Source organism: Caloranaerobacter azorensis DSM 13643, from assembly GCF_900129995.1.
Classification (GTDB): domain Bacteria; phylum Bacillota; class Clostridia; order Tissierellales; family Thermohalobacteraceae; genus Caloranaerobacter; species Caloranaerobacter azorensis.
The window spans coordinates 14,246-40,420 of record NZ_FQXO01000012.1; the positions used below are offsets into that span (position 1 = coordinate 14,246).

Sequence of the window (26,175 nt, forward strand, 5' to 3'; positions counted from 1 at the left end):
GTCTAGACATATATTTAAAACTTATCATTTATTTATTTTATAGAAATACAATTATTATAGAGTTAAATATATAATTTTACATTTTCAATTTTAAATTTAAACTTATAAACGAGGTGTTTGCATGTCGAATATTTTCACTTTAACTTTAATAGGTTCTTTAGTTGGCATTACTGGTACGGGACTTGGAGGCTTGATTGCACTATCTATAGTAAGATCAAATAATAAATTTTTAAGTTCACTTCTTGGGTTTACAAGTGGATTAATTCTGGCTGTAGTAACTTTTGACTTATTACCAGAATCTTTTTCGGTAGGAGGATTTTTTACTGGAATTGTAGGCATATTATTAGGCGTTCTTACCGTTATAATAATTGAAGACTTTATTCCTGTATTTTATAAAACGTACCAAAAAACAAATAAAAATAATTTCTTAAAGACTGGGATAATATTGGGAATTGGAATTGCTATTCACAATCTTCCAGAAGGTTTAGCGGTAGGTTCTAGTTTTATGTTCACTACTCAAATGGGATTTAATATAGCTTTAGTAATCGCTCTGCACAACATTCCTGAAGGTATGGCTATGGCAACGCCTCTTAAGATAAGTGGCATGCCAAAAACGAAAGTTTTATTATTAACGCTACTTTCCGGCATTCCTACCGGCATTGGAGCCTTCATAGGAGCAGCTTTAGGTAATATTTCAAACTTCTTTATTTCACTATGTTTAGCATTTGCAGGTGGAACTATGCTTTATATTACTTGTGGAGAATTAATTCCAAATGCAAAAAAGCTCTACAATGGTAGAGCTTCTACAATAGGCTTGACTATTGGATTTATAGTTGGGGTAATTGTTAGTAGGTAGTTGTTAGTTGTTAGTAGTTAGTAGTTAGTTGTTAGTTGTTAGTTAGTTGTTAGTTAGTAGTTGGCAGTTAGGGGAAATTAATCCTATGTTGCTTAATAATTTTTACATTTTCAATTTTAAATTTAATCTAATACCCAACCTAACATACCCCTTGTTCTTTTTCTCGTCCCAATTCTCTATCAAAAGCTAATTTTAATAGCGGAGGAGTAATAATTGTCGATACTAATACTATCAAAATAACCGCTGTAAATATATCATTTCCTATTACACCCATTTTAATTCCCAAATTTGTAACAATCAAAGCAACTTCCGCTCTAGGAATCATACCTATACTTATCTGCAACGCTTCTCTGTTTGTAAATTTAGATAATTTAGCACCTATACCGCATCCTATTATTTTACCTATAATCGCCATAAGTACTAATACAATACTCAATCCTAATCCCTTACTTATGTTGTCCAATTTTACCATAAGTCCAATATTTATAAAAAATATAGGAGTAAATAATGCATAAGCAATCCTCTGTATCTCATGCGATACTCTATTTCTATGAGGAGTTACTGAAAATACTATACCTGTAAAATATGCTCCTATTATTGCAGCTACACCTAATTCTTCTGCAATGAACGCCAATGAAAAACAAAATATAAGAGCATATGTTAAGACTCTATTCTCTTTACTTATTATATGTGAATATTTCGTAAGTAATTTTGAAAACACAGTCCCAACTACTATAGATAGAATAAAAAATAAAAATATTTTAAATATAACTAATAATATGCTCCCGCTTTCAGAAGGTCTTACAACCCCTAGAATTAGAGTTAATAAAATAATTCCAATAACATCATCTATTATAGCCGCACCTAATATACCTATTCCCTGCCTTGTCCTAAGTTTGCCTAGCTCTCTTAAAGCCTGTACAGTTATACTAACGCTAGTAGCCGTTAAAATTGTACCCACAAATAACCCCTCTGAAATATCAGCATTTGGTTTAATTATTTTTATAGCCAGAAGCCCTAGTACAAAAGGCACTAGGACTCCTCCAAGTGCTATAAAAGTAGAAGATTTGCTAGATGCCTTTAAATCGTCTATATCTGTTTCTAATCCCGCAATAAACATTAAGAGTATTACCCCTATTTCAGCCATATGAGTAATAGACATATTTACAGTTATAAGATTTAAAGCAGAAGGCCCTAACAGAAGTCCTGCTAATATCTGCCCTAAAACTGCAGGTTGTTTGAATTTCTGGCTAATATACCCACCAATGTTCGCAAATATCAGTATAACAGCTATATCTAGCAAAAAAGTAAATTCCTCATTATCCAATTAAATCATCTCCCATAACTTTTGAATTACTGAACAGATTTTAACTTTTCGGCCTGATCATTCGTTATGAGAGCGTCTACTATTTCATCAATATCTCCGTCTAAAAATGAATCTAATTTATATATTGTCATATTAATTCTATGATCAGTTACCCTGCCCTGAGGAAAGTTGTATGTTCTTATTCTCTCACTTCTGTCTCCTGTACCTACCTGACTTCTTCTAGCCTCGGCTATTTCCGCATTTTTTTCTGCCTGAAGTTTATCATATAATCTAGCTTTAAGAATTTTAAATGCTTTCTCTTTATTCTTAAGCTGAGATTTTTCATCTTGACATGAAACCACTATACCCGTCGGGATATGTGTCAATCTAACCGCCGAATCCGTTGTATTAACGCTTTGTCCCCCATGTCCTGAAGAACGGAACACGTCAATACGAACATCATTCGGATTTATCTGAACGTCTATATCATCTGCTTCGGGTAAAACTGCAACAGTTGCTGTAGATGTGTGTATTCTACCGCCCGATTCTGTAACTGGAATTCTTTGAACTCTGTGAACACCACTTTCATACTTAAGTCGTGAATATGCGCCCTTACCTTTTATCATAAAGATTACTTCTTTAAAACCGCCTACCCCTTGTTCGTTTGAAGACATTATTTCTACTTTCCAACCCTGTCTTTCAGCATATCTTGTATACATTCTTAATAAATCCCCTGCAAATATCCCAGCCTCGTCTCCACCGGCTCCAGCTCTAATCTCTACTATAACGTTTTTCTCATCATTAGGGTCTTTAGGAATTAAAAGCAGTTTCAACTCTTCCGTCAGCTTTTCTTTTTTTTCAGTTAACTCTTTAATTTCTTCCTTTACCATATCCTTAAAATCATCTTCTAACTTTTCCTTTAACATTTCTTTCGCTTCATCTAATTGTTTAGACACTGTAGTATATTCTCTGTACTTCATAACTATTGGTTCTATTTCTGCATGCTCTTTTACGTATTTTTGCCATTCATTTCTTTTATTTATAATTTCTGGGTCGCTTATTTTCATGCTTAAATCTTTATATTTCTCTTCTAGAAACTTTAATTTCTCCAACATCTCTTTCACCTCTGAAACTGAATTGTCTAATTTAAGATTATAACATATTTTTGATATTTTTACTACTATTAATACATTATTACTCCCAATCCACCTGCGATAACTATACATAATATAGGGTGAAGTTTTTTATAAGTTACAAGATAGAATATTGCTAATGTTATTATTAAACTTTTTATATCTATTATTGTATTTTTGGCTACTAAAATTGCCGCAGAGGCAATTAATCCTATTATTATAGGTCTCAACCCTTTAAAAAACCAATCAACATATTTTGACTCTTTAAATTTTCTTAAAAAATGGGCTATTAATAGAATAATAACTAGAGATGGTGTAATAACTGCTAAAGTCGACACTACAGCTCCTAATACACCGCCTATTTTATATCCTAAAAAAGTAGCACTATTTATCGCTATAGGCCCAGGAGTCATCTGTGATATCGCTAATATATCGACAAATTCTTTTAAATTAATCCACCCATTTTTAGTTATAACCTCTTCTTGAATAAGAGGAAGCATTGCATATCCTCCACCGAAACTAAATACGCCAATCTTTAGAAAAGATATAAATAATTTTATATATATCATTGCAGTTCACCTTTTTCATTCTTATTATTCTAACTTTTGTATCCAAAATACACTATCGCTCCAAATCCGCCAACTAAAACCATTACTACAGGACTTATATTAACAAATACAACTAAAATCAAAGTAATCAGAGAAATAATCAGCAGTTTCTTTTTAATTCTTGAGGTTTTAGTTAGTTTATATACCGCCGAAATAATCAATGCTACAACCGCTGGCCTAACACCTAAAAATATTTTCGAAACCACTTCATTATTTCTATACTTGAATAAAAACATAGATATTATTAGGATTATTATAAATGAAGGCAGTATTACCCCTAGCATACATGCTAAAGCTCCAATAATACCTCCTATTTTATATCCTATAAATATTGCACTATTTACCGCTATCGCTCCGGGAGAAGATTGTGCAATAGCGATAATATCTAGAAATTCCTCATTATCTATCCATTTATTTTTATCCACAACCTCCACCTGTATCAGAGGAATCATTGCATATCCTCCGCCGAAGGTAAATGCTCCAATCTTAAAAAAAGTTAAAAACAATTTTATTATAGACATAAGTTTTCACCTACTACCACTCTATCATGTCCTGATAAATCCTTTATTATCTCAATTTTTTTGAATAATCCGCTATTTACTAAAAGCTCTTTAACATCTTGCCCTTGGTTATATCCTATTTCAAAGGCTATAACTCCATTATCTGTGAGGTATTTACTCAAATCTTTAACTATTTCTCTATAATAGTCTAATCCATCCTCTCCACCATCTAATGCTGTCCTAGGTTCATATTTGGATACTTCAATTTGAAGTTTTTCAATCTCATCAGTAGGTATATATGGCGGATTAGACACTACAACATCTATATTATTATCTAAATTCAGTGTTGATAAAGGCTTAAATAGACTGCCTTCTAAAAATAATACTCTATCCTCTAAACCAAATTTTTTACTATTTTCTTTAGCCACATCTAAAGCCTTCTTACTTATATCAATAGAGTATACAAATGCATTTTTTAAATAGTAAGCTAAACTCAACGTAATTGCTCCACTACCAGTACCTATATCCACAATATTAATTCGTTTTTTACCTTTTAGGAGACTGTTATCCACAATTTCAATAACTTTTTCCACAAGTATTTCTGTATCAGGTCTCGGAATTAAAACACCTTCTGCAACATTAAATTCGAGGCCCATAAATTCCTGTTTTTGAATGATATACTGTACTGGGTATCCTTCTCTTCGTCTATTTATAAATTCGAAAAATTTATCCACAGTTTCCACATTGACTTTATCGTTTGGATGTGTATAAATATATAATTTATCAACACTCAGTGTATAACATAATATAAGTTGTGCATCAAGAAGAGGGGTTTTAAAATCCCCCTCATTTAATATATTCATCCCCTCTTGTAATAAAGATTTTATAGTATAATCTCTTACCAAATGTCTGCCTCCTTATCTTCAACCAATACTCCTTTTAGAGCTTCAATAGCTACTTCTAACTGCAAATCGTCTGGTTCGCTAGTAGTTATTTTCTGCAACATAAGTCCAGGATATGAAACGATTTGAGCCAATTTGCTATCACTTCTACCCGTATATTTATTTATTTCATACGATATTCCTGCTATTACTGGTAGTAAAATTATTCTCAATATAAATCTTAATAGTGGATTTGGCCATCCAAATAATGAAAATACAAGTATACTTACTATCATTACCATAAAAATAAAACTTGTACCACATCTAGGATGAAGAGTAGTATATTTTCTTGCATTTTCTACTGTCAATTCTTCCCCATGTTCATAACAGTGTATTGTTTTATGTTCGGCTCCATGATATTCAAATACTCTTTTCACATCTTTCATTTTAGAGATGCTATAGACATATATTAGGAAAATGAGAACCCTTATTACTCCTTCTACTAGATTAAGTCCTAAATTGCTGCTAATTTTTGTTTTCAAAAAGTTAGTTAAATACGAAGGAGCTAATATGAATAATAAAATTGTGAAAAATAAAGATAAAATAACTGATAGGTAAATCATTATATCTTCAGTTTTATCTTTGAATACTTTTTCTAAAGCTTTGTCTATAACTCCCGGCTCTTCTTCCTCTACTTCATAAACTTCTGCTGAATACATCAATGATTTGACTCCTACAATCATTGCCTCTATTAGTACAACACTTCCTCTTATAAAAGGTAATTTAAGAAAGCTGTATTTTGATGAAACTGAATTTACAGGTTCTTTTTTTAGTTTGATATTGCCATTTGGCTCTCTTACTGCTATAGCTATTTCTTTAGGCCCTTTCATCATCACTCCTTCTATTAGCGCCTGTCCGCCTATACTAGTTTTGTGTTTAGGTTTGTTAAATGCATCTTTTATTTTTGATATCATGCCTCTCGCTACTCCTTATATTATTTTCTATATAATTACATTATAACTCATTTTATTATGATATAACAAGAAGGCTATAAATACAAAAAAACAAACATATACCCTTTGGACATATGTCAAACTGTTAACAAACTTATTCTCTCAAGTATTTTATGAAAATAAAAGCGAATGCTTGAAAGAATTTAGTTAAAAAACTAGGCGAAAATTTTAGAGAAAATCCGTAGGTTTGACAGGAGGTCAAACCAGCATCCTACAAGATAGGATGTCTTGATTAGGTGCGTTAGGATTTTCTAAAAATTTGAGCCTTAAGTTTTTTCTAAATTCGTCCGCATGAGCGTTATTTTCATAAATATTTAAAAATATAAGTTTATAAGCAGCCTGACATATACCCTTCAGATATATGTTTGTTTTTCGTTATTTTTCTATTGTGATATTTATTAAATTTCTCTGTCTAGTTTTAAATCCTCTATATCAAATACCCTTAGACTGTCATTGATATCCTTTTCCATTGCTAGCTTACCATATTTGTCTACTTCATTTCTGTCTTTAGGGCCATGGTGTAGCGAAGCAGCTCCTCCAATACAGCCTCCTACACATGCCATACCTTCTATGAAGTTGCCGTTTAATCTGTTTACCATAGCCATTTTTAATGCTTTATCACATTCTTTTATTCCATCGCATACTACAGGTTTAAATTCTACATCTATTTTTTCGCTGTCTATTACATGTCTTACTGCTTCAGTTACTCCTCCAGTTCTTGCGAAAATTCTACCAAAGAATGAAGCATTGTCTAATACTCCTTCTTCACAGTACTCAAGTTTTATCTCTGCCGCATCTAACATTGCAGCCAATTCTTCAAAAGTTATTACATAGTCTGTATCGCCTACTAAATCATCCTGCTTTATCTCCATTTTCTTTGCTGTACAAGGCCCTATGAAAACTACTTTAGCCTTGTCGTCCATACTCTTTATTAGCCTCGATACTGCAATCATTGGCGATACTGATTTAGATATTTTATCTGTAAGCATTGGATATTTCTTACGTATATAAGAAACAAATGCTGGGCAGCACGAGCTAGTCATAAACTTCTGATTTTCTATCGTTTCAGCAAACTCTTTTGCCTCATGTTTAGCTACTATATCTGCACCTAAAGCAACCTCTATTACATCATGAAATCCTAATTTTTTTATTCCACTTACAACCTGCTCAATCTTCGCATATGTAAATTGACTTGATATAGCTGGGGCTATAATAGCATAAACCCTTATGTTTTCATTATTTTTCGCCTCTTTTATTAAATTTATAACATCAACTATGTAAGACTTGTCCATTATAGCTCCAAATGGGCATTGATATACGCATGCTCCACATTGTATACATTTTTCATTATCTATAACTGCTTTTTTATTTTCATCTATCGAAATAGCTCCAACTGGGCAAGCTTTTCTACAAGGTCTCATAACGTCTGCTATTGCATTATATGGACACACTTGACTACACCTTCCACACTCAATACATTTACTACTATCTATGTACGCTTTATGCCCAATAATACTTATAGCATCAACAGGGCATACATCCATACACCTATGAGCTAAACAGCCTCTACAAGCCTCAGTAACAACAAATCGCTCAATAGGACACTCATCACAAGCACAGTCGATTACTTCGATTACATTTTCATTATCTTTATTTCCACCCATAGCCAACTTTACTCTTTCGGCAATTATAGCCCTTTCTTTATATATACAACATCTAGTAGTCGCTTCTGGCCCCGGTACTATTTTATTTGGAATTTCATGATATTTCTCTTCTAATTTTCCTTCCATTGCTAATCTAGATACTTCTCTTAAAACCTCATATTTTTTGATTTGAACCTGACTTTCAAACTTCCTCATTTTTTATCCTCCTTTAATTTTACTATACATATGTTACTTTGACTTCTTTCCCCAATTTTTTCATAAGTTTTTCTAATTCTTCTATCTCTTTAAGCTTTATACTAAGATCTATAGGAAGATCAGGATTTTGATGAGCTGGATTAACAGCTTTACCAACCCAAAGATTTAAATGTGTACAGTCTTCAATTAAGGCTTTAGCTAACAAAGATGCTCCATCTGTTCCCTTTATGTTAAATATTTTATCAGCTTTTGATGAAGTGTCTATGTACCTCTTTATTTTTTCAACTGCCTTACTTAATGTAAGTACACCCTCAGTTACCAAATCTATTCCCCTTATTCTAGCTATAGGAGGGACTTCAGCAGTTGCAGTGCTAATATCAACTTCTATATCTCTATTTAACTCTCTGCTTACTATTTTAGCAGCAGTACCACCACATACTATCTTTTTACCTTTGCTTTCCATAAAATTTTTTACTAACCAACTGTCTTTCTCTTTGTCTTCAGGAGGTCCGGCAAATAAATTTATTATTTCCGGCTCCCTTATTCTTACTGCTACTACTGTAGTATCATCTCCCGGCTTGTCCATATATAGACATTTACAAGTTTCTATTAGACTCTTAGATATGGTTTTAGCAGACTTTCCTTTTTTTATCTGTCTTTTTAAATAATCCGATACATTATCCCACTGCCAACCTAAGTTAAGTATTCCTCCTACCCCAGCATGAATAACTCCATCACTGACCATCACAATGGTGTCTCCTTGTTTTAATTTAAAATTACTTTCGAGCACAACTTTACCATTGACTTTTACTTCTCTTTTATCTAAATCGATTATCTCTCCATCCCTTATAAAAAATAAAGGCGGGGTATCATTCTCCACTATATAGACATTTCCATCATCTTGAATTTTTATAATTCCAAGCGTAGAATATGCCAGCTTCCTCACATTGCAGACCGGAAGGGTATTTGTTATTGTATCAACCGTTTCATAAATACTAGCTCCTTCCTTCAACATCGTCCCTGCAATTTTAGTTGTCAGAGTTGCTAAAATATTTGCCTTTACCCCACTTCCCAATCCGTCAGCCATAACAATTATTATACTATCGTCCGTACGTATTACTTCTACTTTATCCCCACATAACTCCTCACCGCTCTTATTGATACTATCATAAGAAACATCAACAAAATAATTCATTATATATCACCTGCTTCACCCAAAGCAATCTCCTTAAGTTTTGTTAAAATAACTTTTGTTTCAGCAGTAGTCTCTCCCAACAAGCTAGCAATTTCTTGAGCTACTCTCATCTGTTTCTCAATAACCTTCTGTGCCCCATTTATAGTCTCTGCTTTAACCCTAGCTAATTCTTTCTTATTCATCTCTTCCGCCGTTACGTCTGTCATAATAGCCATGATGATTTTCTGTTCCTCAAGGTATACAATGTTTGCATAGAATACTAAACCGTATTGTGGATAAGATATTTTCTGACCTATTAGGTTTTTCTTCGATTCTTTAACTTTATAGAAATAATCATCTTCAATTAGAGTCGAAATAGGCTTATTTTTGATTTCGTCAGCTTTTATTCCAAATAATAACTCTGCTTTAGGATTGAAATCTAAAACATTCATATTCTCATCCAATAGGATAATTACATTAGGAGTATTTTCAAATATCACATTCCTTATGCTCTCAGCTTTAGCTCTCATAAAAGGCAAACACATGCTAATTTCCGACATTCCATTATATACAGCCTGTGCCTTTTCTCTACATGTCCTGTATCCGCATGAATTACAATTAAGCTCATCTTCTTTTTTGTATTTTCCCATACTCCTTAATATCTTTTGTATCTCCTCTTCACTAGCTATTTCTATTTTCAATTCTTTATTGAAGAATTTCTTTGAAAAATCTAATTCTTCAATAGTACAAATCTCACCACTTTCACATTTTTCTTTTTTCCTTACGTAATCTTTCACTCTTTTTTCTCTAATATAGAAATTTGTTTCATCTTTTGGCATACCAGGTCCACCTATACAGCTGCCTTTACATATATTAAGTTCAACACAAACTCCACTTATAAGATCATTTTTAATACACTCCAATATATCTTTACATGCATCTACCCCATCGACTTGTATCATCTCATATTTATTAGAAATATTCTTATCTAAACAATTAGCAAGTATCCCTCCTTTAATTGGAAAAGCACATCCTTTTTTATATGATTCAGTATCAAAGTTTTGTGGCTCAAGTTCTTTTATGTTAATCTTTTCTTCTTTTAACCAATTAGCTATTTCATCAAAAGTTAAAACAGAATTAATAGTATCATCATGCTGAAATTCATTCGCTTCAAGCTTTTTAGCAATACAAGGCCCTATGAATACTACATAACTATCCATTCCATATATCTTCCTTAATAGCTTACCATGTGCTATCATAGGCGAAACTACTGGAATCATATACTGTATTAAAGATGGATAGTATATTTCAATTAGATAGTTAGCTGAAGGACAACTTGTAGTAATAAGATTTTTATAAGTCCCCTCTTCAATGTATTTAGAGTATAAATTTGAAACAATTTCTGCTCCTACAGCCGTTTCTTCAACAACATCGAATCCTAATTTTTTTAAAGCCGTTACTATTTGTCCTTCGTTATTCAGATCAAAAGCTCCAGCAAAGGAAGGAGCTATACTAGCAATAACCTTTTTCCCATCTCTTATGGCTTCTTTAACATCCTCAACACTACTCATTATTTTTATTATCCCTTGAGGACAGACACTTTGACAATAACCACATGAAATACATCTTTCAGTAACGATTTCTGCCTGATCTCCTATTATCTTAATAGCCTTAGACGGACATGAACGTAAGCATTTGTAACAATTATTACAATTGCCTTTCTCAAATTTAATCAAATTCACCATTATACCCTCCCAGCAACATACTGCTCAAAAAAGTCGTCCACTGTTTCTTCACTGACAGAAATGATAGTGCCTTCATCGATTTTAACTGATACTGCTTTAGTACACTCTCCAAGACAAAAAGCACCTTTAACGACAACCTTATCTTCTAATTTTCTTTCCTTAATTATCTCTTGAAGTTTATTTATTACATTATACGCACCCTTCAAATGACATGCACTACCAATACATACATGGATTGTCAACATATTTTTTCCTCCTTTAGGCTTTGTTAATTTTTAAACAATATTTGGCAAAAATTTTTTAGCTTACACTTAAAATATACTACTTTATTATCCTTTTATCAAGATTTTTGTATATAACAATTAACAAAATAGAATACGGGTAGCATTTTTAAATACTACCCTTTAATAGCTAGAATAAATAAAATCATTTTTATATTATTCCCTTGGAACTTGATGGTGCAGTCTACATCTAGCCTCATAACTCTCTTTAGCACCAACTAAAATAGTAGGTTCATTATAATTAGCAGGCTCTCCATTAATTAATCTCTGAGTTCTATTTGCAGGATTTCCACAGATTACACACACAGCCGTTAACTTATCCACAAACTCTGCTATCGCCATTAGATCAGGAGTAGGTCCAAATGGCTCCCCTCTAAAATCCATGTCTAATCCGGCTACTATTACTCTTAACCCTTTATCTGCTAAACGTCTACATAAATCCACAATTCCATCATCAAAGAACTGCACTTCATCAATGCCTACAACTTCCGTATCATCCCATAATAATTTATGTATCTCGTCAGAATTTTTTACCGGTATAGCTTTTATCTTCTCTCCATTATGAGAGACAACTTCATCAACACTGTATCTATCATCAATAGAAGGCTTAAATACTTGAATTTTCTGCCTAGCTATTTGAGCCCTTCTCAATCTTCTTATGAGTTCTTCACTTTTACCACTATACATAGGCCCAACTACTACCTCAATCCAACCGTGATGATTAGGTCCGTACATTTAAAATTCCTCCTTAATTAATTAGCGAATAATAATTAACTATGAACATTCAAAAAATAAAGGCTAGAAGCCTCATGGCATCTAACCTCTCGAACATATCCTGATTAGTCAAGACCGTATTTCTTCTTAAATTTCTCAACACGTCCGCCTTTATCTACAAGTTTTTGTTTCCCTGTAAAGAATGGATGGCATTCAGAACAAATTTCCACTCTAAGTTCTTCTTTTACTGAACCAGTTTCAAAAGTATTTCCACATGCACAGTGTACTCTAGCTTTTTTGTATTCTGGATGAATTCCTTTTTTCACCGAAATCACCTCTCTTCCAAAATCATTCTTTTCTGTCATATTATATTCAATATAATTATCCAGTTTTCAACTAATACATTATAGCATATTAATAATCTTATTTCAATAAACATAAGTAAATTAATCCCAAATCCTATTTCTCATATTCTCAATAAATTCTTCGTTAGTCTTAGTTAGTACTAACATATTAATAATTTTTTCTATGACTTCTGCTGTCGGATAGTTGCTTAAAGCCTTTCTAATGCTCCATATTGTCTCTAGCTCTTTTTGATTTAACAATAAATCTTCTCTTCTTGTGCCAGATTTATTGATATCAATCGCTGGAAATATTCTCTTTTCAGATAGTTTTCTATCTAAATGAATTTCCATATTCCCTGTACCCTTGAATTCTTCAAAAATTACATCATCCATTCTACTTCCAGTTTCTATTAATGCAGTAGCTAATATTGTAAGGCTTCCTCCATTTTCAATATTTCTTGCTGCCCCAAAAAATCTTTTTGGTTTGTGCAAAGCTCCGGGGTCTAATCCTCCTGAAAGTGTTCTACCAGTTGGAGGTATTGTTAAATTGTATGCTCTTGCTAATCTTGTTATACTATCTAAAAGAATAACAACATCTTTGCCATGCTCTACTAGCCTCTTTGCTCTTTCGAGTACCATCTCTGCTACCTTTATATGGTGCTTTGGAGGCTCATCAAATGTCGAATAAACTACATCCCCTTTTACAGACCTCTGCATATCCGTAACCTCTTCTGGTCTTTCGTCTATTAGCAGAACTATAATCTCTATATCTGGATAGTTTTCTGCAATACTATTAGCTATTTTCTTTAATAGTATAGTTTTACCTGCTTTAGGAGGAGCAACTATCATACCCCTTTGACCTTTACCTATAGGAGCTATTAAATCTATTATTCTTGTAGACAATTCTCTTGAAGTGGTTTCTAAAGTTATCCTTTCATTAGGATATATAGGAGTTAAAGTATCAAAGTCAGGTCTATTATTTGCTGTCTCTGGGTCTTCACCATTAACTTTTTTCACATATAAAAGAGCCTTATATTTTTCTCCTGATTTTGGCGGTCTTGTTATACCAAAAATTTTATCTCCAGTTCTTAAATTAAATCTTCTAATCTGCGATGGAGATACATATATATCTTCCGCTCCTGAAAGATAATTTTCTGATCTCAAAAATCCATAACCATCACTATGAATCTCTAATATTCCCTCTGCCGTACTAATCTCATCACTTCTTTCTATTTCTTCACTTAACCTTTCGGGTAATTCCTGCTTATGTCTTTCTTTTTCTTCTAACTTAGCTACCGCTTCTTTTGTTTCTGCCGATTTTCCATTTTTATAATGTTCTAATATTTTTTCAATCAACTCAGCCTTTTTATATTTAGAATAACCTTTTATGCCTATTTCTTTAGCAATCTTTCTAAGTTCATCTATCTTTTTACTATTTAAATCAGAACTGTTCAAAGCTTCACCTCCAGAACATATAAAGCTTCCTATCAACTTCTATATATTTATACAACATATGGGAACATTATAGGAAAGAACTTCTAGACAGGCTTCATTAATGTAATGATAGCACTTTATTATTGGTAAGTCAAGGATACAATCTCTCTTTATGTTTACATACCAAAAAATAGACGAATATTGCCTTTACTTTTCTGCTCATATATTATTTTTTTCTCATTATCAATTATTTCAATATATTTACTTTCTATATCATTATAATCGTATATATTCATAATAATTATATTCCCATGCCAGTAAAATTCTAAAGTCGATACTAGCTTTACATTACCTTTCGGCAATTTGTCAATTATAACTAAATTACCTTTAGAAATCTCTTCTTCTATATATTGAGGAAAAGCATGTATTAACCCTATATCAGAATGTAAAGTCTTTTCGTATTCATTATTAAAATTTAAAGTTTTTTCTATCATATAGCTGCTATAATACATTTTTGCCAATGTATTATCTACTTTCATATATGTAGGAGGAAAACGAGAGCATTCCCTAAACAATAAAATCCTTCTGACGCATTATAGTATTTGTCTTTAAATTCTATTATATTATGTCCCTTTACTTCTATTCTATAAGTAGAATCATCTTTGATAAAATCGAACACATATGGCTGCACATTAGGTAGCCATTCGCTTGCAACGTAATGTATTGTAAGTGGAGAGAGAATTTCTCTTAAATCAATCATTTTAAATAATTCATTTTCTGTTATCTCTACTTTTTTATTTGTTATTGGATTAGAAATTATTACTTTGTCCCAATTTTTTATATTTATCCACTCAAAAATATAAGTTTGTCAACAAGCTCATCGGAAGATTAATCCCCCGCTACTAGATTTATAACTTATTAAATAAATTTATTTTGCATAATCTGGTTTTTTGTCCAGCTTGTGAATTGACTCAATAAACCTTACCGTACCCGTTTCTGCTCTTGTTACCATTGAATGTGTTTTTGCCATATTGTTTTGGTAATATACTACTCCTTTTAACAATTCGCCATCGGATACTCCTGTAGCAGCAAAGAATATTTCATTACCCTTTGCTAAATCTTCCATTGTCAATACTTTATTAACATCAGTAATTCCCATTTTGTAACATCTTTCAAGTTCAGCTTCGTCCATTGGTACTAATTTGCCTTGAAATTCTCCCCCCATACATTTTAATGCAGCAGCAGCTATAACTCCTTCTGGAGCTCCTCCTATCCCCATTAATATATCAACTCCCGAATGTTCAAAACAAGTTGCAATTGCAGCAGCAACATCTCCATCTCCAAATAGTTTAATTCTCGCTCCTGCTTTTCTTATCTTTTCTATTAGTTCTTTATGCCTCGGTCTATCCAACAATGTTACTGTTAAATCTGATATGCTTTTGTTTAAAGCATCGGCAACCGCTTTTAAATTTTCTTCCACTGGAGCATCAAGATGAATTCTACCTGCTGCTTTTGGACCTACTGCAATTTTATTCATATACATGTCTGGTGCATGTAATAGGCATCCACGTGGAGCTATTGCAACTACAGAAATAGCATTAGGTAATCCCTTAGCTACTGCAGTAGTTCCATCAAGAGGGTCTACGGCTATGTCCACTTTAGGACATCCTTTTTGTGCTTTTCCTATTCTCTCTCCAATATATAACATTGGAGCTTCGTCCATTTCACCTTCTCCAATGACTACAACTCCATCTATGTTTATAGTGTCAAACATCTTCCTCATACCGTTAACCGCAGATTGATCTGCTATTATCTTATCTCCTCTCCCCATATGTCTAGCACATTCTAATGCAGCGGCTTCAGTTACCCTGACAAGATTTAGTGCTAATTCTCTATCCATAATGTGTCCCCCTTTATAATAAATATTACAATTATAGTATATTCTATTTTTATATAGTATGTCAAAATATATATTATATTTTTATAAAGTATAACTTAAAAATTAAAAATTGAAAAAAAGACAAAAAATAGACCTGAATTAATCAGGTCTAATCTTTATAATCTATACTTGCCCATATTTTTTCATCAATCTTATTAATATATCATTCTTATCCAATTTGTGTCTTGCTTCTATGAATCTTATTGTACCTGTTTTAGCTCTCATGACTACCGAATGTGTCTTAGCATAGTTATTCCCATAGTATACTACTCCTTTTAATAGGTCGCCATCTGTAATTCCTGTTGCAGCAAAAAATACTTCTTCTCCTTTAACTAAATCCTCTAATGTTAAAACCTTCTTAATATCTTCATCACTCCATCCTAATTGATGACATCTTTCAACCTCTTCATCTGACATTGGATAAAGTATGCCCTGCATTTCTCCACCCATACATTTTAACGCTGCCGCTGCTATAACTCCTTCTGGGGCTCCTCCTATCCCCATTAATACATCGACTCCTGTATCTTCAAAACCGGTAGCAATAGCTGCTGCCACATCACCTTCACCGAACAGCTTAATTCTTGCACCTACCCTTCTTACTTCCTGTATCATCTGATAATGTCTAGGCCTATCCTGAATTATTACGGTTAAATCTGATATGTCCTTATTTAATGCTTTAGCAACTGCTTTCAAATTATCTTCAATAGGAGCTTCAATATCTATTTCCCCTGCCGCTTTTGGACCTACAGCTATTTTTTTCATATATGTATCTGGTGCATAAAGCAAACAACCTCTAGGAGCCATAGCTATTACCGATATTGCATTTGGAAGCCCTTTTGATACTAAACTAGTTCCATCTAATGGATCAACAGCAATATCTACCTCTATATCATCTATTGTACCTGCTCCGATTTGTTCACCAATATATAACATAGGAGCTTCGTCTAATTCTCCTTCGCCTATAACTACCGTTCCTCTAACATTTACTAACTCAAAAGCCTCTCTCATTCCATCTACTGCTGCTTGGTCTGCTCCATTTTTATCTCCTCTACCCATGAATTTAGCCGAGGATAATGCAGCTATTTCAGTAACACGTACCAAAGATAGTGATAAATTTCTATCTAAAATCATTTCTTTCACTCCCCTAATAACATACTAAAATTAAAGGATAAGTAAAGATTAAACTTTACCTATCCTCTTATCTGCTACTTTTTAGCATTTTCCCAGTCTTTCAAGAATCTTTCTATACCTTTATCTGTCATTGGATGATTAAGCATTTTTGTAAATACGCTATAAGGTATAGTTGCAATATGTGCTCCTAATTTTGCTGCTTCTATTACGTGCATAGGATGTCTTATGCTTGCAGCAATTACTTCTGTATCAATACCATGTATATCAAATATTTCTACTATATCACTAATTATATCCATTCCGCTATTTCCTATATCATCCATTCTCCCTGCAAATGGACTAACAAATGTTGCTCCTGCTCTTGCCGCTAATAATGCTTGACTAGCAGAAAATACTAAAGTAACATTTGTTTTGATACCTTCCTTGCTTAAAACTTTAACTGCTTTAAGCCCTTCTTTCGTCATAGGAACTTTAATGACTATATTTCGGTGAATCGCTGCTAAATCTTTAGCTTCTTTTATCATTCCATCTGCATCAAGGCTAATCACTTCGGCGCTAATTGGTCCATCTACAATTTTAGCAATTTCTGTTATTACTTCTTTAAAATCTCTACCTTCTTTTGCAATAAGTGAAGGGTTTGTCGTAACTCCGCAAATTACTCCCCAGTCGTTTACTTCTCTAATTTCATCTATGTTCGCCGTATCAATAAAGAGTTTCATTTTTCCCCTCCCAATATTTAAGCTCTGCCAGCTGAACCAAACATTATCATCTTTTCAATTATTACTTTTTTCATTTCCTCTCTAGCAGGGCCTAATATTTTTCTTGGATCATATACATCAGGATTATTTTCAACAAACTCTCTTACTCCTTTATTAAATGCCATTCTGATATCTGTATCTATGTTTATTTTATTAACACCAAGACTTACTGCTTTCTTTATGCTTTCTTCAGGCACACCTGATGATCCATGAAGCACTATTGGCATGTTTAATCTTTCTTTTATTACTTTTAATCTGTCAAAGTCTAGTTTAGGTTCTCCTTTGTATGGGCCATGTGCAGTTCCTATAGCTATTGCAAGGTAGTCTACACCTGTTTCTTTTACAAATCTTTCAGCTTCATCTGGATCAGTAAATGTAGCATCTCTTTCATCAACTGTTATATCATCTTCAGTTCCGCCAATTTTACCAAGTTCTGCCTCTACTGATACTCCAACAGCATGTGCTATTTCTACGACTTTTTTAGTGATTGCTATATTTTCTTCTAATGGATACTTTGAACCGTCTATCATTACTGAAGTGAATCCATTTCTTATACATTTCATTATTTGTACGAAATCTGTACCGTGATCTAAATGGATAGCTACAGGTACTTTAGCAGTTTCAGCAGCTACCTTAGCCATTGCCGCTATGTACTCTACCCCAGCATACTTTAATCCGCCTTGACTAGCTTGCAATATTACAGGCGAATTTGTTTCTTTAGCAGCTTCAATAATAGCTTGAACTATCTCCATGTTGTTTACGTTAAATGCTCCTACTGCATATCCTTTTTTATGAGCGTCTAAAAGAATTTCTTTTCCTGATACTAACATAAATACCCCTCCTTCTTTATTTAACACAATACTATTATAATAGATTAATTACTATTTATCCACATAATTATTTGTCCAGCGATATTTGTTATTCTCTTTTATCTGTTTGAATTTCAATTTAGTATCTGTAGTATTAGCTTTTTCTATCACTATCATTATTCCCAAATTTAATATCTATACATTGAAGAAAATATTTGTGCATCTGTATCTCATCACATTCTAATATTTTTTTTAAATCTTCTTCTGTTTCTGCATAAATCAAATGTGTACTGCCACATTCTGCGCATTTTAATTCTATTCTATCAGGATATAAATCTGTTCGAATACTGTCCGAACCACAGTCGCAGAATATTTTGCCTCTACTATCCATCTCTCTAATTCTATCTATAATCTTCATCATAATTTCAAAATTTTGAAAGTAATCATAAAACCCTAATTCGCTTAGTATTTCTTCAAAATCTTTTTCATTTTCCTTTACTAACTGTTTTATATCATAATTTTTCCCTATAAAAGATATTTCAATTCCTGTTTCTATACATCTTATAATTATCTTACCTTTTAATAATCTTCGTAAACTATATTTGAACACATGAATATCCTGACAAGCAAAACAGAATAATTCTATCCAAAAATTTTTATAATCCTTCGTTTTTATTATGGCTTTAGATTGCCCACAATCACATTCTAAAATTATTTTTTTACTTCTGCTAAAATCAAATAAGGAAATATTATGTATAGTAATTTCTCCACATATATCACACCTAATCGCAATGGCAATATTACAATCAATTAACAAACCATATGCACCTCCTTCCCTTAATACTTCTTCATTTGTTTTATAAATCCTTCTTTAATAGTTAACGAAAAAAACGGCTTATAAAGCCGTTTTACTTTCTCTTGATATTTAATATCTCTCTTGCTTCATCTGGTGTAGCTACTTCTCGTCCTAATTCATGTGATAATCTAACTATTCTCTCTACTAATTGAGCATTTGATTTAGCTAATTCACCTTTTTTATAATATATATTATCTTCAAACCCTACTCTAACGTGTCCTCCTAATAATATGGCTGCAGTAGCAAGTGGCAATTCGTATCTTCCTATACCTGCAACAGTCCATGTTGAACCCTGTGGTATGCTTTCAACTAAATACAACAAATCTCTTATTTCTCCTGGTATTGCGCCCGGAACACCCATAACAAAATCAAAATGAAGCGGTTCATCAATCAAACCTTTTTTGACTAATGCTAAGGCATTTTTTATCATACCTCTTTCAAATATTTCAAGTTCAGGTTTAACACCTAACTCTTTCATTCTCTTTGCAAATTTTTCCATATACTCTTGTGAATTCATAAATACATCTGGACCAAAATTACATGTGCCACAGCTTAATGTAGCCATTTCTGGTCTTAATTCAACGGGCTGAAGTCTCTCCTCTGGTGTATGCCATACTGCTCCACCTGTAGATGGCTGGAATATTACAGGACATTTAGCCTCTATTCTTTCCTTTATCTCTTTGTATACCTCATAATCTTGTGTTGGATTCCCGTCCTTATCCCTCGCATGTATATGAACTATTGATGCACCTGCCTTATAGGCTTCGTAGGCAGCCTCCGCTATTTCTTCTGGTGTAATTGGAAGATTTGGCTGCTGTTTTTTTGTTACTTCTGCACCTGTTAATGCAGCTGTAATTATAAGTTTTTGCATTGTTCTTTCCTCCTTTGCTTGTCCTTTGGCACAACACAAGTTCCTACTGCTCTACAAACTACTATTGGCTCTTCAAGAACATCACATGCCGACTCATTTATATCTGGTCTTGGTACTATAACCTTTCTTGCCTCAAATTTCATCTTTCTTGATGTATTGCCAACTTTAATTATTTCACCTACTGCTTCAATATAATCTCCTGCATAAACAGGTGCTGTAAATTCTACCTCTTCATATCCTGCAAAAAGCCCTTCATCTCCATCATGTCTTATAAGAAGTTCAGTAGCAACATCTCCAAATAATTGAAGCATTTTAGCACCATCTACTAAATTCCCCCCATAGTGCGCATCATTTGTGCTCATTCTAACTCTTATCATAGCCTTTTCCATATTCCTTACCCCCTATTTTTTTATATTCCAATTAAATTATACTAAATTTCTGAAAAAAACAAAATCTTTGTTTAAATAAATTAAAGTGGCAAATTTGCCACTTTAATTTTAATGAGATGAAACTAGCTATTAATTAACCACTGCAATAGAATATTCCATTATTAGCGAATTAATCTTTTCTTTTAACTCAAATACATCAAAAGGTTTTTGAACAATCATATCTGGCTTGATTACACCAAAGCTGCTATCTTGTACTATATCCTCATAGCCGGTAAGTATTACTACACAAATACGCTTATCAATTTTTCGTATGTTTTTTAATACCTCTTCCCCATTCATATCTTGTAGTTTCATATCTAATATTACAATATCAGGTTTAAATTCTGTTATCATCCTTATTGCTTTACTCCCAGTTTCTACTGCTATAACATCACAATCATTCTTAAAAATTTCTCCCAGTAGAACCCTTATTCCCTCTTGATCATCAACACAAAGAAGCCTGTACTTCCTCAAAAGAACTCCCCCCCGTAACCTATTAATAAATAATATATTCTACGTATGTTAATTTATTCCTTCTTATCTAATGATTTCTGTGAAAATTTTTTTAATTTTTTACACAAAAAGCAGTCAAAATAACTTTTGACTGCTTTTAATCTTCAATAGAAATTTTTACTATTAAGTTATTAATAATCTTAAATTCTCCTTTTTGTCCAACTTTTAAATCATCAATTATTGCATCTTCTTCATCTTCAAGTTCTATTTCAACATCTTTACTAATTATATACTCATATTCCTCATCATCTGTTTGGATTGTTAATTTTATTCCTGATTTATAATCAGTTATGGCTACTATCTTTCCCTCTATCTCTAATTCTAATGCTTTTGCTTTTATTAATTCCACTTTTCCATCTTCAATCTTGACTTCTATTTCCATTCCCTCTATAAGATCAGATAAATCGGCATCCCTACCCTCTATATTAATTTTAACATCTCTATCTATATCAAACTCATAAACTTCTTCTGATACAGTTATCTTTATACTATTTTCATCTATAGATGTTAAAATACCTTCTATTTCGTATTCATCTTCAATTTCTTTCCTTACTCTTTCCCTGTGAACAAAAATTTCTCTTATCCTGTTTTGCTTATCAACTATTACTGTAATTGTATCTCCTATATTGATATCTTCAAATCTTCCTCTTTCATTTTTGAATTTAACTTTAGCATCTTTTAAAACATCGAATATAGCTAACATTTGTTTTATTTGAACAGCAACTCTTCTAGGTTCTGCTTTAGAGATTTCTTTTACTTCTCCTGTATATCTTACTATTATTTTCTGAACAGAATCATCATTTTTTAATACTTCTATATATACTACTTCTCCATTTTCTAATTCTACTCTTACTCTATATCCTTTTTTGATGTCTGAAAAATCTATTCTTTTTTCACCATTATAAATTACGGTATTTTCATTTACAGTAAAGACTTTTAACTCTTTATCTATCTTAAGTACTAAATTCTGCTCATATATGTCATCAACTACTCCTATTATCTCTTTGTCATCTACATCACTGTCTACTTTATCATCTAATCTTGAAAACAATACTGCCATTTCAGCTCTAGTCATAGTTCCCATAGGATTAAATCTTTTTTGAGGATCTCCATTCATTAGTCCTAATTCATTAGCTAAATATACATATCCAACTGAACCTAACGGTACTGCTGGAGCGTCAACAAACGGCAGCTCATCTTTCATATGCTTTTTAGCTTCTTCTTCATAACCTAATGCTCTTATTACATATTTAGCTACTTCATGCCTTTTAGCTGGCCCTTGTGGATTAAAATACATCATATCAACATCATCTAGTATTCCTTTTTCATATGCTATATTTATATAACCTTTAGCCCATTCGCCTACCTTCTTACCTTTATATTTTTTAGGAAGCTCTCTTACTAATTTTGCTTGGTCCTGCCATCCCATTATTCTTAAACACATTATTATCGTTTCTAATTTTGTAACAGGTTTTTTAGGAGCATATATTCCTTTACCATACCCTTCTATAAGTCCCTTTTTAGCCATTTTTTCAATAGCTTTTCTAGCCCATGAATAACCCTCTAAATCATCAAATACTTTATTAGTCAAAAACGCTGTTTGATTAAATTTTTCAAATGTCTTTTCAACCTTCCAACTTTTATCTTTACCCCACCCTTTTGCAAATGAAGCTGAAATAGTTACTGAAAACAACATAGTAGAAACTACTATTAATGATACAACTTTCTTTAACACAACAAACACCCTCCTTATTTTTTTATAATATATATTCGGAGGGTGCATTGATATTTTGGGGGTGTTTTATTTAACTTTTTGTGTTACTATTATAGTTTTAGCAGTAAATATACCGCCATCAAAATGTCCTATTGCTATTACTTTATCTCCTTTTCGTAAATTTCTAAATTTTATTCTATCTCCATCACTATCTATAAAAGATGTAAATTTAGTTATATCTATACGAACAACTTCCTTTTTGCCTGTATTGTAGTTAATTACAGATAATACTATGACTTCTGCATCATCATTTAGATATTCTATCTCTCCTTCGTATCTATCATTCTGCTCTATAGGCTCTACTTCCATTGAAATTATTTCATCACTTTCAATATCTAATTCAACAAAATAACCGAGCCTCAAATCATATATATTACCATTATCGTTGTCAATATCTATATCTATGTCTTTAGATAGATAATACGATACTTCCTTGCCGTCTTTGTTAACTATTGTTAGTTTAGGTCTATCGGCAATAAGTATTTCTTTAATTGTACCTTCATCTTCACTTTTGATTACTCTTGCTTCAATCTCTTTTATAACATTATATTCAACTTCTATTGCTACTTTATCTCCTCTCCTTAGATCAGTAATTTCAGCATTCTTATTATTTCTTTCTATATCCGCCCTTTTATAAACAGGAAATTCATATATTTCACCATTTTCGTCTTCAACTACTAAATTAGGCTCTGGTTTATACTTTATATCTTTTATAATACCTTTTATATGTTTATCTTTACTTTCTGCTACAATCTTAACTATCTTTTTATTTTTAACTTGTAATTCAACTAAATCTCCCTCTTTAATTTTATAGATGAATGACTCTTTACCATTTAAAATTACTTTCACATCTTTAGCTATATAAAAAGCTCTTGTTTCATTTTCCCCATTTTTTTCATATTCTATTGTAAGTATTGCCGGAGTCGTAAGAGCTAATGAATCTACTTTACCTGAATATTCTTCTTCTATACTTTTAACTTTCATTGATACTACTTTATTTTTGTTTGTAACTTCAGCCTCAACAGTTAACCCCTCTACTAACTCATTAAATTTTATCCTATCTCCATCCAATGTTATAATTGTATCTGAATTAACTTTATATATATTTTTCTGTTTATTCTCATCTTCAATAGTAACATACATTTCATTTGTAGCTTTCAATATACTCGATATAGTACCTGATATTGTTATAGTATCTTCATTAACTAAAATCTGCTCTATCTTCTCATTTTCATTAATATAGTCGTAAGCTATTGAAAGCATTTTTGCCATTATTGCACGATTTATAGGTGCCTTAGGATTAAATTTACCTTTTGAATCACCTTTTGAATTGATTATACCTTTTTGTATCATCATGTCTACATAAGGTGTGATTTGTGCAGGAATAATTTCAGCATCCTTAAATGGCAGCACTATTATAGTCTTACTTTTTGCTTCATCTTCAAGCCCCATAGCCCTTGTAAGGAATATACATATTTCTTCTTTAGTAGCAGGCGTTTTAGCTCTTCCACTCTTATAATACTCTCTTAAAACTTCTTCTGAAACTATACCCTTATGTAAAGCAACAGCAATACCATCATAAGCCCATGATTCAACCTTTAACTCATCTAATAGATGTCTATATTTATTTTTTATAGTTTCAATTGTACTATTATCCAATTTATATAACCTTGAAATCATAACTAAAGCTTGTGATTTTGTAACTTCCTTATTAGGTTTAAATGTAGCATCCGGATATCCTGTGATTATACCTAAATCCTTTACTTTTTTTATATAATCTTCTGCCCAATAGTTATCCGGTACATCTGTAAATATTTGTGCATATGCAGAAATATTAGTTAAATTTAAACTAAATATTAAGACTGAAAATAGCACTATTTTTGTTATCTTTTTAAAAATCTTCATACTTTAAAATACACCCTCTTTCTTATAAATTATAGAGATTTATCTATCTTAAATATATCTCTTGTAATTCTCTTTTACCTAATCCTGTACTATATTTAAAGTCAAGCAATGCAATATTATAATTATAAATTTGACTTGCTAAATCATTTTTTGCTCTCATAAGCTCTATTCTCGCTTTAGTAACATCATTTGGTGTTTTTTGTCCAGCTTCATATCCCAACATTGCTAATCTTAATGCTTCCTCTGATTTTTTTACTGCCATTTCGCAAGTTTTAATCTGTTTTTCAGCAGTTAAAAGTTTAATATAAGCCATTCTTACTTCCATTTCTATTCCCTTTTCTACCATTTCTAAATTCTTTATGGCTTCTTCAAGTCCTATTTCATATTCTTTATACTTGTATGTATTTTTAGGATATACTGCTTCTGCTGCTTTAAACACTAATTTTGTTAATTCTACTTTTTCTTTCACTGTCTTTAGCAGTGCATTGTTTTTAAGTGCTTTTTCTATAGAATCTTGTAATTCTATTTTATCATGTTTTTCGTATTGGATAATTTGATCGAGTTTTATTTCTTGATCTAATGGCAATCCCAAAATATTATTGAAATTCATTTTTTGAAATTGATAACCCATCTGTGCAGATGTATAAGATGTTTGAGCTTGAGAGACAGCACATTCCATTTCTAATAATTCTTGATTTGACAAAAGTCCAAGTTCAAACATTTTTTTACTTTGTTCATACTGCTTTTTAGCCAAATCCAAACTTTCTTTAGCTATTTCCACTCTTTTCAAAGCTTGCATCACATCATAATATGCTTTTTCTACATTATATTTTATTTCGTTCTGCTTTATCTCTTTGTTCCACTTAGCTATTTGAAAATTTAACTCTATTGCACGTTTAGTTACTCCCATATCATTTTTCATTTCTTCCATGATTTGCGCTGACATCTTCCAAGGTTCAAACGCCATTTTTTCCGAATCTTCTTTAGAGACCTCGTATTTATCTAGCCTTTTCATTTCTTTCTCATAAAATAATTCTGCTTTTTTTACATTTAAATCTTGAATTAAAATATCTCTATTATGTTTTAGTGCATAATCCACTGCCTGTTGCAAATTAAAATTCATCACTTTTTGACTACTATCACTATCGTCAGTACAATAACCTATAGAAATTACTGAAAATAGCAACATAAGAGCAGTTAATACCGTTAAAACTCTTTTCATTTTAAAAGTCCTCCTTTTACATAGCCTTTAATAAAAGATTATCCCATTTAATGCAAATTGTCAATATTTTCAATTCAAACTAAAGTATCAATTTTAAAAAAAAAGTACGGGCATCCGCCCG

General features: G+C 32.0%; 26 protein-coding genes. 1 reads left to right on the forward strand and 25 read right to left on the reverse strand.

Going from position 1 to position 26,175, the window contains the following annotated elements:
- The first annotated feature begins 121 nt into the window (after positions 1-121).
- The gene (locus BUB51_RS03025) at positions 122-856 is read left to right on the forward strand and encodes a ZIP family metal transporter (protein ID WP_073195370.1); all 735 of its coding nucleotides are present in this window, start codon (positions 122-124) and stop codon (positions 854-856) included.
- Positions 857-995: 139 nt separating this feature from the next.
- Here BUB51_RS03025 and BUB51_RS03030 read toward each other — a convergent pair whose 3' ends face one another.
- The 25 genes from BUB51_RS03030 to BUB51_RS03150 all read right to left on the reverse strand — a co-directional run bounded on the left by BUB51_RS03030 (position 996) and on the right by BUB51_RS03150 (position 26,054).
- Positions 996-2,183: a cation:proton antiporter gene (locus BUB51_RS03030; protein WP_083599487.1), complete on the reverse strand. Its 1,188-nt coding sequence runs from the start codon at positions 2,181-2,183 to the stop codon at positions 996-998.
- A 26-nt stretch (positions 2,184-2,209) separates the two neighbouring features.
- On the reverse strand, positions 2,210-3,277 hold the full coding sequence (prfA, locus tag BUB51_RS03035) for a peptide chain release factor 1 (protein ID WP_073195372.1): 1,068 nt from the start codon (positions 3,275-3,277) through the stop codon (positions 2,210-2,212).
- A 68-nt stretch (positions 3,278-3,345) separates the two neighbouring features.
- Positions 3,346-3,864: a chromate transporter gene (locus tag BUB51_RS03040; protein WP_073195380.1), complete on the reverse strand. Its 519-nt coding sequence runs from the start codon at positions 3,862-3,864 to the stop codon at positions 3,346-3,348.
- A gap of 29 nt (positions 3,865-3,893) precedes the next feature.
- Complete coding sequence (locus tag BUB51_RS03045) at positions 3,894-4,424, reverse strand: chromate transporter (RefSeq protein WP_073195383.1); 531 nt, start codon at positions 4,422-4,424, stop codon at positions 3,894-3,896.
- The gene (prmC, locus tag BUB51_RS03050) at positions 4,415-5,308 is read right to left on the reverse strand and encodes a peptide chain release factor N(5)-glutamine methyltransferase (RefSeq protein ID WP_073195385.1); all 894 of its coding nucleotides are present in this window, start codon (positions 5,306-5,308) and stop codon (positions 4,415-4,417) included. Before prmC ends, BUB51_RS03045 begins: the two co-directional genes overlap by 10 nt.
- Entirely contained in the window at positions 5,302-6,258 is a 957-nt protein-coding gene (locus BUB51_RS03055) for a DUF1385 domain-containing protein (RefSeq protein ID WP_073195388.1), read from the reverse strand. The genes prmC and BUB51_RS03055 overlap by 7 nt, the downstream gene beginning before the upstream one ends.
- A 437-nt stretch (positions 6,259-6,695) precedes the next feature.
- Complete coding sequence (locus BUB51_RS03060) at positions 6,696-8,156, reverse strand: 4Fe-4S dicluster domain-containing protein (RefSeq protein WP_073195389.1); 1,461 nt, start codon at positions 8,154-8,156, stop codon at positions 6,696-6,698.
- A gap of 22 nt (positions 8,157-8,178) precedes the next feature.
- Positions 8,179-9,351: a SpoIIE family protein phosphatase gene (locus BUB51_RS03065; protein ID WP_073195391.1), complete on the reverse strand. Its 1,173-nt coding sequence runs from the start codon at positions 9,349-9,351 to the stop codon at positions 8,179-8,181.
- Positions 9,351-11,075, reverse strand: coding sequence for a [Fe-Fe] hydrogenase large subunit C-terminal domain-containing protein (locus BUB51_RS03070; RefSeq protein ID WP_073195393.1), 1,725 nt, complete (start codon positions 11,073-11,075; stop codon positions 9,351-9,353). Before BUB51_RS03070 ends, BUB51_RS03065 begins: the two co-directional genes overlap by 1 nt.
- A complete protein-coding gene (locus tag BUB51_RS03075) occupies positions 11,075-11,320 on the reverse strand; it encodes a (2Fe-2S) ferredoxin domain-containing protein (RefSeq protein WP_073195395.1) in 246 nt (81 codons plus the stop codon). Before BUB51_RS03075 ends, BUB51_RS03070 begins: the two co-directional genes overlap by 1 nt.
- Positions 11,321-11,512: 192 nt before the next feature.
- The gene (locus tag BUB51_RS03080; protein WP_073195397.1) at positions 11,513-12,091 is read right to left on the reverse strand and encodes a thymidine kinase; all 579 of its coding nucleotides are present in this window, start codon (positions 12,089-12,091) and stop codon (positions 11,513-11,515) included.
- A gap of 104 nt (positions 12,092-12,195) precedes the next feature.
- Positions 12,196-12,396, reverse strand: coding sequence for a 50S ribosomal protein L31 (gene rpmE / locus BUB51_RS03085; RefSeq protein WP_073195399.1), 201 nt, complete (start codon positions 12,394-12,396; stop codon positions 12,196-12,198).
- Between the two features lie 120 nt (positions 12,397-12,516).
- On the reverse strand, positions 12,517-13,869 hold the full coding sequence (rho, locus tag BUB51_RS03090) for a transcription termination factor Rho (RefSeq protein ID WP_073195401.1): 1,353 nt from the start codon (positions 13,867-13,869) through the stop codon (positions 12,517-12,519).
- A gap of 155 nt (positions 13,870-14,024) precedes the next feature.
- The gene (locus BUB51_RS03095; protein ID WP_073195403.1) at positions 14,025-14,423 is read right to left on the reverse strand and encodes a hypothetical protein; all 399 of its coding nucleotides are present in this window, start codon (positions 14,421-14,423) and stop codon (positions 14,025-14,027) included.
- 353 nt (positions 14,424-14,776) lie between these two features.
- Positions 14,777-15,748 (reverse strand): class II fructose-bisphosphatase, encoded by a 972-nt coding sequence (gene glpX / locus BUB51_RS03100; protein ID WP_073195404.1) that lies wholly within the window; start codon positions 15,746-15,748, stop codon positions 14,777-14,779.
- Positions 15,749-15,910: 162 nt separating this feature from the next.
- Positions 15,911-16,918, reverse strand: coding sequence for a class II fructose-bisphosphatase (gene glpX / locus BUB51_RS03105; protein WP_073195406.1), 1,008 nt, complete (start codon positions 16,916-16,918; stop codon positions 15,911-15,913).
- 74 nt (positions 16,919-16,992) lie between these two features.
- Positions 16,993-17,637 (reverse strand): fructose-6-phosphate aldolase, encoded by a 645-nt coding sequence (gene fsa, locus BUB51_RS03110; RefSeq protein WP_073195408.1) that lies wholly within the window; start codon positions 17,635-17,637, stop codon positions 16,993-16,995.
- Between the two features lie 17 nt (positions 17,638-17,654).
- Positions 17,655-18,506 (reverse strand): class II fructose-1,6-bisphosphate aldolase, encoded by an 852-nt coding sequence (locus tag BUB51_RS03115; RefSeq protein WP_073195410.1) that lies wholly within the window; start codon positions 18,504-18,506, stop codon positions 17,655-17,657.
- Positions 18,507-18,639: 133 nt separating this feature from the next.
- Entirely contained in the window at positions 18,640-19,302 is a 663-nt protein-coding gene (locus BUB51_RS03120; RefSeq protein WP_035162347.1) for a hypothetical protein, read from the reverse strand.
- 91 nt (positions 19,303-19,393) lie between these two features.
- Positions 19,394-20,212: a 3-keto-5-aminohexanoate cleavage enzyme gene (gene kce, locus BUB51_RS03125; protein ID WP_073195412.1), complete on the reverse strand. Its 819-nt coding sequence runs from the start codon at positions 20,210-20,212 to the stop codon at positions 19,394-19,396.
- Positions 20,197-20,601, reverse strand: a complete 405-nt coding sequence (kal, locus tag BUB51_RS03130; protein WP_073195414.1) for a 3-aminobutyryl-CoA ammonia lyase — start codon at positions 20,599-20,601, stop codon at positions 20,197-20,199. The genes kce and kal overlap by 16 nt, the downstream gene beginning before the upstream one ends.
- 129 nt (positions 20,602-20,730) lie before the next feature.
- Positions 20,731-21,114: a response regulator gene (locus BUB51_RS03135; RefSeq protein ID WP_073195416.1), complete on the reverse strand. Its 384-nt coding sequence runs from the start codon at positions 21,112-21,114 to the stop codon at positions 20,731-20,733.
- A 136-nt stretch (positions 21,115-21,250) separates the two neighbouring features.
- Complete coding sequence (locus BUB51_RS03140; protein WP_073195418.1) at positions 21,251-22,888, reverse strand: S-layer homology domain-containing protein; 1,638 nt, start codon at positions 22,886-22,888, stop codon at positions 21,251-21,253.
- A gap of 66 nt (positions 22,889-22,954) precedes the next feature.
- A complete protein-coding gene (locus BUB51_RS03145; protein WP_073195420.1) occupies positions 22,955-24,832 on the reverse strand; it encodes an S-layer homology domain-containing protein in 1,878 nt (625 codons plus the stop codon).
- 43 nt (positions 24,833-24,875) lie between these two features.
- On the reverse strand, positions 24,876-26,054 hold the full coding sequence (locus BUB51_RS03150) for a TolC family protein (RefSeq protein WP_073195422.1): 1,179 nt from the start codon (positions 26,052-26,054) through the stop codon (positions 24,876-24,878).
- Positions 26,055-26,175: the final 121 nt, after the last annotated feature.